The sequence below is a fragment of the Pseudomonas sp. NBRC 111140 genome, from assembly GCF_001320885.1.
GTDB lineage: Bacteria > Pseudomonadota > Gammaproteobacteria > Pseudomonadales > Pseudomonadaceae > Aquipseudomonas > Aquipseudomonas putida_P.
In genome coordinates, this window is sequence record NZ_BCBQ01000028.1 from 16,432 (window position 1) to 30,886 (window position 14,455).

General features: G+C 61.0%; 14 protein-coding genes. 10 read left to right on the forward strand and 4 right to left on the reverse strand.

The genetic code is table 11. The features are described 5' to 3' along the window. Positions 1 to 32: 32 nt before the first annotated feature. Both pyrC and rnt read left to right on the forward strand, forming a co-directional pair. Positions 33 to 1,079 carry a dihydroorotase gene (pyrC, locus tag APH42_RS11590; protein ID WP_012273882.1) on the forward strand — a complete coding sequence of 349 codons (1,047 nt, stop codon included), beginning with the start codon at positions 33 to 35 and terminating at the stop codon, positions 1,077 to 1,079. Between the two features lie 59 nt (positions 1,080 to 1,138). Continuing rightward, complete coding sequence (rnt, locus tag APH42_RS11595) at positions 1,139 to 1,750, forward strand: ribonuclease T (RefSeq protein ID WP_225917480.1); 612 nt, start codon at positions 1,139 to 1,141, stop codon at positions 1,748 to 1,750. 169 nt (positions 1,751 to 1,919) lie between these two features. Here rnt and APH42_RS11600 read toward each other — a convergent pair whose 3' ends face one another. Further along, on the reverse strand, positions 1,920 to 2,522 hold the full coding sequence (locus APH42_RS11600; RefSeq protein WP_012273884.1) for a peroxiredoxin: 603 nt from the start codon (positions 2,520 to 2,522) through the stop codon (positions 1,920 to 1,922). Positions 2,523 to 2,745: 223 nt separating this feature from the next. Between APH42_RS11600 and APH42_RS11605 the strand changes: the two genes are divergently transcribed. Both APH42_RS11605 and bfr read left to right on the forward strand, forming a co-directional pair. Continuing rightward, on the forward strand, positions 2,746 to 2,964 hold the full coding sequence (locus tag APH42_RS11605) for a bacterioferritin-associated ferredoxin (protein ID WP_012273885.1): 219 nt from the start codon (positions 2,746 to 2,748) through the stop codon (positions 2,962 to 2,964). Positions 2,965 to 3,165: 201 nt separating this feature from the next. Continuing rightward, positions 3,166 to 3,639, forward strand: coding sequence for a bacterioferritin (gene bfr, locus APH42_RS11610; RefSeq protein WP_012273886.1), 474 nt, complete (start codon positions 3,166 to 3,168; stop codon positions 3,637 to 3,639). A 57-nt stretch (positions 3,640 to 3,696) separates the two neighbouring features. Here the strand turns inward: bfr and grxD are convergent, their stop codons facing one another. Further along, positions 3,697 to 4,032: a Grx4 family monothiol glutaredoxin gene (gene grxD / locus APH42_RS11615; protein WP_012273887.1), complete on the reverse strand. Its 336-nt coding sequence runs from the start codon at positions 4,030 to 4,032 to the stop codon at positions 3,697 to 3,699. 91 nt (positions 4,033 to 4,123) lie between these two features. Next, complete coding sequence (locus APH42_RS11620) at positions 4,124 to 6,232, reverse strand: molybdopterin-dependent oxidoreductase (RefSeq protein WP_060493333.1); 2,109 nt, start codon at positions 6,230 to 6,232, stop codon at positions 4,124 to 4,126. A 377-nt stretch (positions 6,233 to 6,609) separates the two neighbouring features. Between APH42_RS11620 and argF the strand changes: the two genes are divergently transcribed. Then, entirely contained in the window at positions 6,610 to 7,530 is a 921-nt protein-coding gene (gene argF, locus APH42_RS11625) for an ornithine carbamoyltransferase (RefSeq protein ID WP_012273889.1), read from the forward strand. Continuing rightward, positions 7,527 to 8,636 carry an ABC transporter ATP-binding protein gene (locus APH42_RS11630; protein ID WP_060493334.1) on the forward strand — a complete coding sequence of 370 codons (1,110 nt, stop codon included), beginning with the start codon at positions 7,527 to 7,529 and terminating at the stop codon, positions 8,634 to 8,636. The genes argF and APH42_RS11630 overlap by 4 nt, the downstream gene beginning before the upstream one ends. Positions 8,637 to 8,672: 36 nt before the next feature. On the opposite strand, the gene ybaK is transcribed toward APH42_RS11630, so the two are convergent. Beyond that, positions 8,673 to 9,143 (reverse strand): Cys-tRNA(Pro) deacylase, encoded by a 471-nt coding sequence (gene ybaK / locus APH42_RS11635; RefSeq protein ID WP_012273891.1) that lies wholly within the window; start codon positions 9,141 to 9,143, stop codon positions 8,673 to 8,675. Between the two features lie 302 nt (positions 9,144 to 9,445). On the opposite strand from ybaK, the gene APH42_RS11640 reads away from it, so the two are divergent. The 4 genes from APH42_RS11640 to glpD all read left to right on the forward strand — a co-directional run bounded on the left by APH42_RS11640 (position 9,446) and on the right by glpD (position 14,404). Next, complete coding sequence (locus APH42_RS11640; RefSeq protein WP_012273892.1) at positions 9,446 to 10,297, forward strand: MIP/aquaporin family protein; 852 nt, start codon at positions 9,446 to 9,448, stop codon at positions 10,295 to 10,297. 50 nt (positions 10,298 to 10,347) lie between these two features. Next, entirely contained in the window at positions 10,348 to 11,847 is a 1,500-nt protein-coding gene (gene glpK / locus APH42_RS11645; RefSeq protein WP_012273893.1) for a glycerol kinase GlpK, read from the forward strand. A gap of 101 nt (positions 11,848 to 11,948) precedes the next feature. After that, positions 11,949 to 12,704, forward strand: a complete 756-nt coding sequence (gene glpR, locus APH42_RS11650) for a DNA-binding transcriptional repressor GlpR (protein WP_012273894.1) — start codon at positions 11,949 to 11,951, stop codon at positions 12,702 to 12,704. Between the two features lie 173 nt (positions 12,705 to 12,877). Further along, complete coding sequence (gene glpD / locus APH42_RS11655; protein ID WP_060493335.1) at positions 12,878 to 14,404, forward strand: glycerol-3-phosphate dehydrogenase; 1,527 nt, start codon at positions 12,878 to 12,880, stop codon at positions 14,402 to 14,404. The last annotated feature ends 51 nt before the right edge of the window (positions 14,405 to 14,455 follow it).

Consider the following 14,455-nt stretch of genomic DNA (forward strand, 5'->3'; position numbering starts at 1 on the left):
GGGGCTTGAGTTCGACCCGCCTGGAATCCCCAATGTCCGATCGCCTGACCCTCCTGCGCCCCGACGACTGGCACATCCATCTGCGCGATGGTGCCGTCCTGCCCCACACCGTTGGCGATGTGGCGCGTACCTTCGCCCGTGCCATCATCATGCCCAACCTGGTTCCGCCGGTGCGCAATGCCGCCGAGGCTGGCGCCTACCGTGAGCGCATCCTGGCCGCCCGCCCGGCTGGCAGCCGCTTCGAGCCACTGATGGTGCTGTACCTCACCGACCGCACCAGCCCCGAGGACGTGCGTGCGGCCAAGGCCAGCGGCATCGTGTACGCGGCCAAACTGTACCCGGCCGGCGCCACCACCAATTCCGATTCAGGCGTGACCAGCATCGACAACATCTTCCCCGCCATCGAGGCGCTGGCGGAAGTCGGCATGCCACTGCTGGTGCACGGCGAAGTGACCCGCAGCGAGATCGACGTGTTCGACCGCGAAAAGCGCTTCATCGATGAGCATATGCGCCGTGTGGTCGAGCGTTTCCCAACGCTGAAAGTGGTTTTCGAACACATTACCACCAGCGATGCCGCGCAGTTCGTCACCGAGGCCCCGGCCAACGTTGGTGCGACCATCACCGCCCAGCACCTGCTTTACAACCGCAACCACATGCTGGTCGGCGGCATTCGCCCGCACTTCTACTGCCTGCCGATTCTCAAGCGCAACACCCACCAGGTGGCGTTGCTGGACGCGGCTACCAGCGGTAACCCGAAGTTCTTCCTCGGCACCGACTCGGCACCTCACGCCCGTCATGCCAAGGAAGCCGCCTGCGGGTGTGCCGGTTGCTACACCGCCTATGCGGCCATCGAGATGTACGCCGAAGCGTTCGAGCAACGTAACGCACTGGACAAGCTGGAAGGCTTCGCCAGCCTGCACGGTCCGGCCTTCTACGGCCTGCCGGCAAACACCGACACCATTACGCTGGTCCGCGAAGAATGGACAGCCCCAGACAGCCTGCCTTTTGGCGAGCAAACCGTAGTCCCGCTGCGCGCCGGTGAAAAACTGCGCTGGCGCCTGCTGGAGGAAAACGCGTGAGCGAAGACCTCTACGAAGACGACCTGGACGCCCAAGGCAGCAGTGGCTCGCGTCACCCGATGGCCGAGCGCTTCCGTGGCTACTTGCCAGTAGTGGTGGACGTTGAAACGGGTGGTTTCAACAGCGCTACCGACGCTCTGCTGGAAATTGCCGCCGTCACCATCGGCATGGACGAGAAGGGTTTCCTGTTCCCCGAGCACACCTATTTCCATCGGGTGGAACCGTTCGAGGGCGCCAATATCGAGGCGGCCGCGCTGGAATTCACCGGCATCAAGCTGGACCACCCACTGCGCATGGCGGTCAGCGAAGAAAGCGCGCTGACCGACATCTTCCGTGGCGTGCGCAAGGCGCTCAAGGCCAATGGCTGCAAACGGGCGATTCTGGTTGGCCACAACAGCAGTTTCGACCTCGGCTTCCTCAATGCGGCAGTGGCGCGCAATGACCTGAAGCGTAACCCATTCCACCCGTTCTCCAGCTTTGACACCGCCACACTGGCAGGCTTGGCGTATGGCCAGACGGTACTGGCGCGGGCTTGCCAGAGCGCCGACATCGACTTCGACGGGCGTGAAGCGCACTCGGCGCGTTACGACACCGAGAAGACGGCCGAGCTGTTCTGCGGCATCGTCAACCGCTGGAAGGAAATGGGCGGCTGGCGTGATTTCAACGATTGATCTGAAATCCAGGGGCCGCTTTGCGGCCCTTTCGCGACACAAGGCCGCTCCTACAGGGGAATGCACACTCCTGTAGGAGCGGCAAAGGGCCAGGACAGGCACTGGAAGCCTTGAAGTCCAGGCATAAAAAAACCGGCCACGAAGGCCGGTTTTTTTATGCGAGTGGCAATTACAGCTTGCCAGCGTTCTCGCTCAGGTAGGCAGCAACGCCTTCTGGCGAAGCGTTCATGCCTTTGTCGCCTTTTTTCCAGTTGGCAGGGCAAACTTCGCCGTGCTCTTCGTGGAATTGCAGAGCGTCGACCAGACGCAGCAGCTCGTCCATGTTACGGCCCAGTGGCAGGTCGTTGATGATCTGCGAGCGGACAACACCGTTGGTGTCGATCAGGAAGGCGCCACGGAAGGCCACACCGCCTTCGGACTCAACGTCGTAGGCTTTGCAGATTTCGTGGGTCATGTCGGCAGCCAGGGTGTATTTGACCTGACCGATGCCGCCGTTGTTGACCGGGGTGTTACGCCAGGCGTTGTGAGTGAAGTGCGAGTCGATCGAAACGCCGATCACTTCCACATTGCGCGCCTGGAAGTCTGGGATACGGTTGTCCAGAGCGATCAGCTCGGACGGGCAGACGAAGGTGAAGTCCAGCGGGTAGAAGAACACCAGGCCGTACTTGCCCTTGATGGCCGAGGCCAGGTTGAAGCTGTCGACGATCTCGCCATTGCCCAGCACGGCCGGAACGGTGAAATCGGGGGCTTTCTTACCAACGAGTACGCTCATTGTAATCTCCTGATGAGGGTGAAAAACCGTTTGCCGGGCCAGACGGGCCTGCCCGACATCCAACAAAGGCCGACCATCATACACGGCTTCTGATGACAGGCCGACTCCATCGACAAAGCAACCGCCGGTCGCTCAAGCACGGCCCTTCCAGAAAGTCCTTTGACAAGCATTCTCATTAACATTAAGCTCCACCCATCGACTCAACCCGCGATGGTCAGCCCTTATGTATGTGTGTCTTTGTGTCGGCGTTACCGACGGACAGATCCGCGATGCGATCTATGAAGGATGCTGCAGTTACAAGGAAGTGCGAGCCGCGACCAATGTCGCCAGCCAGTGTGGCAAATGCGCCTGCCTGGCCAAACAGGTGGTCCGCGAGACCCTGACCGAGCTTCAGGTCAGCCAGGCATCCCTGCCCTACCCTGTAGAATTTACCGCGGCCTGAACCCCCAGAATTTGAAGAACCGGACCCTGTGTCCGGTTTTTTTATGCCCGAAATTCAATAAGTTAGCGTTCCAACGCGGTTCACAAACATTCTTATTCCTATTAATTTTCACTTATTATTCAACAACTTAGGTTTGACACTCCTAAGTATCGGGCTCAAACTTCAGTGTATTGGCACACTTCTACAGGGCAGGAACCCGAAATGAAAGGCGACGTAAGCGTCATCCAGCATCTCAACAAGATCCTCGGAAACGAGCTGGTCGCGATCAACCAGTACTTCCTGCACGCACGCATGTACGAAGATTGGGGCCTGAACAAACTCGGCAAGCACGAGTACAAGGAATCCATCGACGAGATGAAGCACGCTGACAAACTGATCAAGCGTATTCTGTTCCTCGAAGGCATCCCGAACGTTCAGGACCTGGGCAAGCTGATGATTGGCGAGCACACCAAGGAAATGCTCGAGTGCGACCTGAAGCTGGAGAAGAAAGGCCTGGCCGACCTGAAAGCAGCCATCGCTCATTGCGAAACCGCCGGTGACTTCGGCTCGCGTGACATGCTCGAAGACATCCTCGAGTCCGAGGAAGAACACATCGACTGGCTGGAAACCCAGCTGGGGTTGATCGACAAGATCAGTATCGAAAACTACCTGCAGTCGCAGATGGGCGAAGAGTAATTATTCGCCGCATAAAAAAACCCGCGATCAGCGGGTTTTTTTATGCTTGCCGGAAGATCAGGCTTCAGCAGCCTTGGCCTTGGCAGCCGCTTCCTTGATCAGGGTTTGCAGCTCACCCTTTTCGAACATTTCCAGCATGATGTCGCTACCGCCAACCAGCTCGCCGGCTACCCACAGCTGCGGGAACGTCGGCCAGTTAGCGTATTTTGGCAGGTTGGCGCGGATTTCCGGGTTCTGCAGGATGTCGACGTAGGCGAACTTTTCGCCACAACCCATCACAGCCTGCGATGCCTTGGCCGAGAACCCGCACTGCGGGGCATTCGGCGAGCCTTTCATGTAAAGCAGAATGGTGTTGTTGGCAATCTGCTCTTTGATCGTATCGATGATATCCATCTAGCACCTCAGCTGAACTTTCCGACGCGGTCGTCGGCACGGTGACGCATTGTATCGGAAAGCCGAGCAGCGTGCTCGGCCTTGCCGTTGCTTACGCGGCCTCTACTTGCACGGGCACGCCATTGAGGGCAGCGTTGCCGGAAACCTGATCGCGAAAGCGCTCGTCGGTCAGGTCATTGGCACTCACGCCCGGTTGCGCCTGGGCGATCTGCATGTGCACGCCCTGACGGCCATGGCCATAGCCATGGGGCAAGCTGACGACCCCGGGCATCATGTCCTCGCAGGCCTGCACCTCCACTTCGAGTTCACCCGTTCGCGAGCGGATACGCACCCGCTGGCCGTCCTGCAGTTGGCGCTGCTGCAGGTCTTGCGGGTGCATCAACAACTGATGGCGTGGCTTGCCCTTCACCAGGCGATGGAAGTTGTGCATCCACGAGTTGTTGCTGCGCACATGGCGACGCCCGATCAGCAGCAGTTCGCCCGGCACAGGTGGCGTCATTTGCGCCAGGCGGTGCAAGTCATCCAGCAACACCTGGGGTGCCGCTTCGACAGTTTTGCTGGCAGTCGCCAGGCGTACAGCAAGGTTGCTGCGCAACGGCCCAAGGTCAAGCCCATGCGGATGGTTGCCCAGTGTTTCCAGAGAGAGCTGCCAAGGCGTTGCTTCACCATAGCGCCCTTTGCGCAGGGCCAGATCGATCATCTGCGCAGGCGCCCAGGTGGGTTTCAACTCCAGTTCGGCACGCTTGGCAAACGCCTGCGCCAGGCCGACGAAGATCTCCCAATCATGCAGTGCCCCCTCCGGCTTGGGCAGGATCGCCCGGTTGAAGCGGGTGACGTTGCGCACGGCCAGCAGGTTGAAGGTACTGTCGTAATGGTCGTTTTCCAGCGCCGAGGTGGAGGGCAGGATCAGATCGGCATGGCGGGTGGTCTCATTGATGTAGAGATCGATGCTGAGCATGAACTCCAGGCCCTCCAGTGCCGCATCCAGCTGGCGGCCGTTAGGCGTCGACAACACGGGGTTACCGGCAACTGTCACTAATGCGCGCACCTGCCCTTCGCCAGGCGTGCGTATTTCCTCGGCCAAGGCTGCCACGGGCAATTCACCGCCGTACTCGGGCAAGCCCGACACACGGCTCTGCCAGGCATTGAAATGACCACCCGAGGTGGTCGCCACCAGGTCGACGGCAGGCTCCGTACACAACGCGCCGCCTGTGCGGTCGAGGTTGCCGGTCACCAGGTTGATCAGTTGCACCAGCCAGTGGCAGAGCGTGCCGAAGGCTTGGGTCGAGACGCCCATGCGGCCGTAGCACACTGCCCGCCCGGCAGCGGCGAGGTCGCCTGCCAGCTGGCGTATGTCGGCTGCGGCAATACCACAGTGGGCGCTCACGGCCTCGGCACTGAACGGCGCAATGGCCTCGCGCACCTGCTGCAGGCCGCTGACCGGTAAGTGCGACCCCCGCGCCAGGCCTTCTTCGAACAGGGTGTTCAGCAAGCCGCACAACAGGGCTGCATCGCCACCGGGGCGAATGAACAGATGAGTGTCAGCCATTGCCGCCGTTTCGCTACGCCGTGGGTCAATCACCACCAGCCGCCCACCACGCGCCCGCAGGGCCTTCAGACGCTTTTCCACGTCCGGCACGGTCATGATGCTGCCATTGGAGGCCAGCGGGTTGCCGCCAAGAATCAGCATGAAGTCGGTATGGTCGATGTCCGGGATCGGCAGCAGCAGACCATGGCCATACATCAGGTGGCTGACCAGGTGTTGCGGCAACTGGTCCACTGACGTGGCTGAGAAACGGTTGCGGGTCTTGAGCAGGCCCAAGAAGTAGTTGCTGTGGGTCATCAAGCCGTAGTTGTGCACGCTCGGGTTGCCCTGGTAGACCGCCACGGCATTGCGCCCATGGGCTTGCTGAACCGCCCACAATTTCTCGGCAGCCAGTGCGAACGCTTCGTCCCAGCCAATCGGCTGCCAATGCTCGCCTACTCGCTTGTGTGGCTGGCGCAGGCGATCCGGATCATTCTGAATGTCCTGCAACGCCACAGCCTTGGGGCAGACATGGCCACGGCTGAACGGGTCCAGCGGGTCGCCCTTGATGGAGCTGATCAACGCCCGCCCATCGTCTTCGTGACTGACTTCGATGTTCAATCCGCAGATCGCTTCGCACAGGTGACAGGCACGGTGATGCAGGGTCTTGGTCATGGCCGCCTCTGCCTTGTTGTTGTCCAGCAGTGACTATGCGCTCACCCCCCAGCCCACAGCCAGTGCGCTTCGCCGCGTGAATCCACCGACATCAGGCGCACGATTTGCGACAGCCATTTGCCAAATTGCCAGCAAGCCGTGTACAACCTTGGTGTAGCAAATAAAAAACAGCACCGGCCAACGGGTAAAGACACCCTTTGCAACACCCTTTGCAATCAGGCCACTGTTTCCCCCCTTGGCTTCAGGCGACATTTACTTATAGTATTGCGCCTTTCCCTATTTCGTCCGCCCCGTGCGGCTTACGCCGCAGGTCACTCCCGTTGTCAAAAAAAACCATACGGTCGACCTGCATACCGTTGCAGATAAGGTAGTCAATCATGAGCGCTAGGCACTTTCTCTCCCTGCTGGACTTCACCACCGACGAATTGCTCGGGGTGATCCGCCGCGGCATCGAGCTGAAGGACTTGCGCAAACGAGGCGTGTTGTTCGAGCCGCTGAAGAACCGCGTACTGGGCATGATCTTCGAGAAGTCCTCCACCCGCACCCGCGTGTCGTTCGAAGCCGGAATGATCCAGCTTGGCGGTCAGGCTATCTTCCTGTCCCCGCGCGACACCCAGCTGGGCCGTGGCGAGCCGATCGGCGACAGTGCCATCGTGCTGTCGAGCATGCTTGACGTGGTGATGATCCGTACCCACGCCCACAGCACGCTGACCGAGTTCGCCGCCAAATCGCGCGTGCCGGTGATCAATGGCCTGTCCGACGAGTCGCACCCGTGCCAGTTGCTGGCCGACATGCAGACCTTCCTCGAGCACCGCGGCTCGATCCAGGGCAAGACCGTGACCTGGATCGGCGATGGCTTCAACATGTGCAACTCCTATATCGAAGCCGCCAGGCAGTTCGATTTCCAGCTGCGCATCGCCTGCCCCGAAGGCTACGAGCCGGATCAACGCTTCATGGCGCTGGGCGGTGACCGCGTGCAGATCATCCGTGATGTCAAGCAAGCCGTGCGCGATGCACACCTTGTGGTCACCGATGTCTGGACTTCCATGGGTCAGGAGGAGGAAACTGCACGGCGCCTGGCGCATTTCGCGCCTTACCAGGTCACTCGCGAACTGCTCGACCTGGCGGCACCCGATGTCCTCTTCATGCACTGCCTACCCGCCCACCGTGGCGAGGAAATCAGCCAGGACCTGCTCGACGACCCACGGTCGGTCGCCTGGGACGAGGCTGAAAACCGCCTGCATGCACAGAAGGCGCTTCTCGAATTCCTTGTAGAACCGGCTTACCACCACGCATGAGTCAACCCCTACTGCTCAACCTGCGCAACCTCGCCTGCGGTTATGGCGATCAGCGCATCGTCCAGAATCTCAACCTGCACCTGAACGCAGGCGACATTGGTTGCCTGCTCGGTTCGTCCGGTTGCGGGAAAACCACCACGCTGCGCGCGATTGCCGGTTTCGAACCGGTGCACGACGGCGAGATCCAGCTGGCCGGCGAAGTCATTTCCCGTGCAGGCTTCACCCTGGCCCCGGAAAAGCGTCGCATCGGCATGGTGTTTCAGGACTATGCGCTGTTCCCGCACCTGACCGTGGCGCAGAACATTGCCTTCGGCATCGCCAAGCACCCACGCCAAGCCGCCGTCATCGACGAGATGCTGGAACTGGTCAAGCTGGGCGGCCTGGGCGGGCGTTACCCGCATGAGCTTTCTGGTGGCCAGCAGCAGCGGGTCGCCCTGGCCCGTGCGCTGGCGCCTGAACCCCAGTTGTTGTTGCTGGACGAGCCGTTCTCCAACCTCGACGTGGAATTGCGCCGGCGCCTGAGCCATGAGGTTCGCGACATTCTCAAAAGCCGCGGTACCAGCGCCATCCTGGTTACCCATGACCAGGAAGAAGCCTTTGCCGTCAGCGATCAGGTTGGCGTGTTCAAGGAGGGCCGCCTGGAACAGTGGGACACGCCCTACAACCTTTACCACGAACCGCAAACGCCGTTCGTGGCCAGCTTCATTGGGCAGGGGTATTTCATCCGTGGGCAGATGAGCAGCCATGAGGCCGTCAATACCGAGCTGGGTGAACTGCGCGGCAACCGTGCCTACATCATGGCACCAGGCAGCTCGGTGGATGTGCTGCTGCGGCCCGACGATATCGTGCATGCACCCGGCAGTTCACTGCAGGCGAACATCGTCGGCAAGAGCTTCCTGGGGGCATCGACCCTGTACCGCCTGCAACTGCCTACCGGCAGCCAGCTGGAGGCTATCTTCCCTAGCCATAACGACCATCAGGTCGGCGAAGATGTGGGGATTGCGGTGAAGGCCGATCACCTGGTGCTGTTCCCGGTGCCGGGCAGTGTGGCGGCGCAATTGCCGCGGCAAGAGAATGGCGTTCGTCGGTACAGTTCGGCGACCTGATTCGAAATCTCGGGGCCGCCTTGCGGCCCAGAAATCTCAGCCCCGACCGATGCCGGCAAATTTGCCCTGGGTATGCTCGGCCAGCACCGCCGCCGCCAACTCCACTTCCAACCCACGCCGTCCAGCACTGACATGGATGGTTGCGAAGTTCTGCGCTGATTCGTCAATGAACGTACGCAGCCGTTTCTTCTGCCCCAGCGGGCTGATACCGCCTACCAGGTAACCCGTGGCCCGTTGCGCCGCCGCAGGGTCCGCCATCTCGCACTTCTTCACCCCGGCAGCATGGGCCAAGGCCTTGAGGTCCAAGGTACCTACCACAGGCACGACCGCTACCAGCAACTCCCCTTTCTCGCTGCTAGCCAGCAAGGTCTTGAACACCTGTTGCGGGTCGAGCCCGAGCTTTTCCGCCGCCTCCAGGCCATACGACGCCGACTTGGGGTCATGTTCATAACTGTGCACACGGTGCTCGGCGCGGTGCTTCTTCAACAGGTCTAGGGCGGGGGTCATGCAAGGGCTCCGGTCTGGGACGGCTCGGCGGCTACTTTAGGACAAATCCCACATCCCAGCCAGCGCACCACAATCGCGCGCCTCTACTACGGGGATTCGAAGCGGATTTTAGCGACCATATCGTGACTGGTCGTTCACTTTCGACCTTTGACATCAGCGTTTCTTGTCTATATTTTTTCGTTTCTGAATAAACACTGCACTTTTAAGGTGCATTCCTACATCTGCCCGGGGTCAATGGGGATAGACACCGGGCTTTGCTGTCGAGCGCCACGCGCCTCACAACAAAAAAAACGAGGTCATACATGACGACTGCTCTACGCCAACCCACGTTGTCCAGCCAATGCCTGGCCGAGTTCCTGGGCACTGCCCTGCTCATCTTCTTTGGCACCGGCTGCGTCGCCGCGCTCAAGGTCGCGGGCGCCAGCTTCGGGCTGTGGGAAATCAGCATCATCTGGGGCGTAGGCGTGAGCATGGCCATCTACTTCAGTGCCGGTATTTCAGGTGCGCACCTGAACCCGGCGGTGAGCATCGCCCTCACCCTGTTCGCCGGGTTCGACAAGCGCAAGCTGCCCTTCTACATGCTGGCCCAGGTGTGCGGCGCCTTCTGTGGCGCGGCGCTGGTGTACACGCTGTACAGCAACCTGTTCTTCGATTTCGAACAAGCCCACGCCATGCTGCGCGGCAGTGAAGCCAGCCTGGAGCTGGCCTCGGTGTTCTCCACCTACCCACACCCGTCCCTGTCCACCGGCCAGGCATTTGCGGTCGAAGTGGTGATCACGGCCATTTTGATGGCCGTGATCATGGCCCTGACCGACGACAACAACGGCCTGCCGCGCGGAGCCATGGCGCCGCTGCTGATCGGCCTGTTGATTGCGGTGATCGGGAGCGCCATGGGCCCATTGACCGGCTTCGCGATGAACCCGGCCCGCGATTTCGGGCCAAAACTCATGACCTTCCTGGCCGGTTGGGGCGAAATCGCCTTCACTGGCGGACGGGACATTCCGTATTTCCTGGTTCCGGTGTTCGCACCGATCCTTGGCGCCTGCCTGGGTGCCGCGACGTATCGCGGCCTGATTGCCCGCAACTTGCCAATGTCGCCTGCCGCGAACCCTGAGACAAATGACAATCGCCAGGGCGATACTCAAGTCAATTGATGCCGGCATCACGCCCAGCCCTGAACCCTTTTTTTGCAAGGCCTACGACCATGACAGACACCCAGGACAAGCACTACATCATCGCCCTGGACCAGGGCACCACCAGTTCGCGGGCGATTATCTTCGACCGTGATGCCAACGTGGTGGGCACCTCCCAGCGCGAGTTCGCCCAGCACTACCCGCAGGCGGGCTGGGTCGAGCACGACCCGATGGAGATCTTCGCCACACAGAGCGCGACCATGGTCGAGGCCTTGGCCCAGGCTGGTATCAGCCACGCCCAGGTCGCCGCGCTGGGCATTACCAACCAGCGCGAAACCACCGTGGTATGGGACAAGGAAACCGGGCGCCCGGTGTACAACGCCATTGTCTGGCAGTGCCGCCGCAGCACCGAGATCTGTGCCCAGCTCAAGCGTGACGGCCATGAAGCGTACATCCGTGAAACCACCGGCCTGGTCACCGACCCGTACTTCTCCGGTACCAAGCTGAAGTGGATCCTCGACAATGTCGAAGGCGCCCGTGAACGCGCCGAGCGTGGCGAACTGTTGTTCGGCACCATCGACACCTGGCTGATCTGGAAGTTTTCGGGTGGCAAGGTGCACGTCACCGACTACACCAACGCCTCGCGCACGCTGATGTTCAACATCCACAGCCTGCAGTGGGACGACAAACTGCTGGAAATCCTGGGCATCCCGCGGCAGATGCTGCCCGAGGTGCGCCCGTCCTCGGAAGTGTACGGCCACACCAAGAGCGGCATCGCCATCGCCGGTATCGCCGGAGACCAGCAGTCGGCACTGTTCGGCCAGATGTGCGTGGAGCCAGGCCAGGCCAAGAATACCTACGGCACCGGCTGCTTCCTGCTGATGAACACCGGCGACCAGGCGGTGAAGTCGTCCCATGGCCTGCTCACCACCATTGCCTGCGGCCCACGCGGTGAAGTGGCCTATGCGCTGGAAGGCGCGGTATTCAACGGTGGTTCCACCGTGCAATGGCTGCGTGACGAACTGAAGATCGTCAACGACGCCTTGGATACCGAGTACTTCGCCAGCAAGGTCAAGGACAGCAACGGCGTCTACCTGGTGCCAGCCTTCACCGGCCTGGGTGCCCCGTACTGGGACCCGTATGCCCGTGGTGCACTGTTCGGCCTGACTCGCGGCGTGAAGGTGGACCACATCATCCGCGCCGCGCTGGAATCGATCGCCTACCAGACCCGCGACGTGCTCGACGCCATGCAGCAGGACTGCGGCCAGCACCTGTCCGAGCTGCGCGTGGACGGCGGTGCGGTGGCCAACAACTTCCTCATGCAGTTCCAGGCAGACATCCTCGGCACCTGCGTGGAACGGCCACAGATGCGCGAAACCACGGCGCTAGGCGCCGCCTACCTGGCGGGCCTGGCCTGTGGCTTCTGGAGCGGCCTGGACGAGCTGCGCGACAAGGCGATCATCGAGCGCGAGTTCAGCCCGCAGCTGGACGAAACGCAGAAAGAGAAGCTGTATGCCGGCTGGAAGAAGGCGGTCGAGCGAACCCGTGACTGGGAAGACCACGAGGCATAACGCTTGTTGGGGCCGCCACGCGGCCCCAATCGTCTACTGGCCGTCATCCCCTTCCTACGGCATTATTGCAGAATTTGTCCGGCTGCCCCAAAGGACCGCCCATGAATCTGCCCCCTCGCCAACAACAAATCCTCGAACTGGTGCGCGATCGCGGTTACGTCAGTATCGAAGAAATGGCGCAGCTGTTCGTCGTGACACCGCAAACCATTCGCCGTGATATCAACCAGCTGGCCGAGCTCAATCTGCTACGTCGCTACCACGGTGGCGCGGCCTACGACTCGAGCATCGAGAACACTGCCTACGCCATGCGTGCCGACCAGATGCGCGACGAAAAGCAGCGCATAGCCGATGCCGTGGCTCGGCAGATTCCCGACCACGCCTCGCTGTTCATCAACATTGGTACCACCACCGAATCGATTGCCCGGGCACTGCTCAACCACAACCACCTGAAAGTCATCACCAACAACCTGCATGTGGCTGCAATTCTGGCCGCCAAGGACGATTTCGAAGTGCTGGTGGCGGGTGGCACGGTGCGCCGTGATGGTGGCGTGGTTGGCCAGGCCAGCGTCGACTTCATCAACCAGTTCAAGGTCGACTTCGCCCTGGTGGGCATCAGTGGCATCGACGAAGATGGCAGCCTACTCGATTTCGACTATCAGGAAGTGCGGGTATCCCAGGCGATCATCGCCAATGCCAGGCAAGTGATCCTTGCCGCCGACTCCAGCAAGTTCGGGCGCAACGCCATGGTGCGCCTGGGTTCGATCAGCCTGGTCGATTGCCTGGTGACCGACCAGGCGCCAACCCCCGCCCTCACTCAGTTGCTCAACCAGTACAAGATCCGCCTCGAAGTGGTTTGAGCCGAAGCGGGCTGCCAAGCGGCCCGCAATTTTCGTAAATGTTCACTTTATTGTCATCTGATCAGTTTTTTCTATAGAGACTGACTGGCGACGGGCTTTCTGTTGCGTTAGTATTTTCGGAAACGAACATAAATGTTCATATTCGATGTGAACAGCCTCAGGAGGCCTTGCCCGTGTCCCAGCCCGTTTCGTCCCAGCCCCCACTCGCCGACTGCTATGACCTCGCTGTGATCGGTGGTGGTATCAATGGCGTGGGCATCGCTGCCGACGCCGCTGGGCGCGGCCTCAAGGTGTTCCTCTGCGAAAAGGACGACCTGGCCCAGCACACCTCGTCGGCCAGCAGCAAGTTGATCCACGGTGGCCTGCGCTACCTGGAACACTACGAGTTTCGCCTGGTGCGCGAAGCACTGGCCGAGCGTGAAGTACTGCTGGCCAAGGCACCGCACATCGTCAAGCCGATGCGCTTCGTGTTGCCACATCGCCCGCACCTGCGCCCTGCGTGGATGATTCGTGCTGGCCTGTTCCTGTATGACCACCTGGGCAAGCGCAAGCGCCTGGGCGCTTCGCGCAGCCTGCGCTTTGGCCCGGGATACCCGCTCAAGCCAGCGATCAGCCGCGGTTTCGAATACGCCGACTGTGCCGTGGATGACGCCCGCCTGGTGGTGCTCAATGCCATGGCCGCCCGTGAGCACGGTGCGCACATCCACACGCGCACCCGCTGCCTGCGCGCCGAGCGCGTCGATGGCCTGTGGCAGGTTGAACTGCAGCACGCCGACGGCAGCCTGCAGACCCTTCGCGCCCGCGCCCTGGTCAACGCCGCCGGCCCATGGGTCGCCAGCTTCATCAAGGAGGACCTCAAGCTCGATGCGCCTTATGGCATTCGCCTGATCCAGGGCAGCCACATCATCGTTCCGCGCCTGTACGAGGGCGAACATGCCTACATCCTGCAGAACGAAGACCAGCGCATTGTTTTTTGCATCCCCTATCTGGAACGTTTCACCCTGATCGGCACCACCGACCGCGAATACAGTGGCGACCCTGCTCAAGTGAAAATCACCGAGGGAGAAACGGATTACCTGCTCAAGGTGGTGAACCAGCATTTCAACCATCAGATCAGCCGTGCCGATATCCTGCACACTTACTCCGGCGTTCGCCCGCTGTGCAACGACGAATCGGACAACCCTTCGGCCGTGACCCGCGACTACACCCTTGCGCTGTCCGCAGGCGATGGCCAGGCACCGTTACTGTCGGTATTCGGTGGCAAGCTCACCACCTATCGCAAGCTGGCAGAATCGGCAATGGGCGAGCTCAAGCCATTCTTCACCGAGATGCGCGGCAGCTGGACGGCTGAAAGCCCGCTACCGGGCGGCGAGAACATGACCGACGCACAGGCGCTGGTCGATGCGTTGCTGGCACGCCATCACTGGTTACCCATGGACATTGCCAAACGTTGGGCTACCACATACGGCAGCCGCGCATGGCAACTGCTGGACGGTGTTCAAGGGCCGGTGGACCTCGGCCAGGCAATCGGCGGTGGCTTGTTCACACGCGAGGTGGATTACCTGCGCAACGAAGAATGGGCGCTGACGGCCGACGATATTCTGTGGCGGCGTACCAAGCTGGGCCTGTTCACCACAGCAGCAGAGCAGCAAACCTTGAAGCAATACCTGAACGATCGCCAGGGCGTCCAGGCTGCCTGATACCACGTAGTCGCAGGGCTTCGCCAAAGGCGCTGCCCTGCGTCAGGCCTC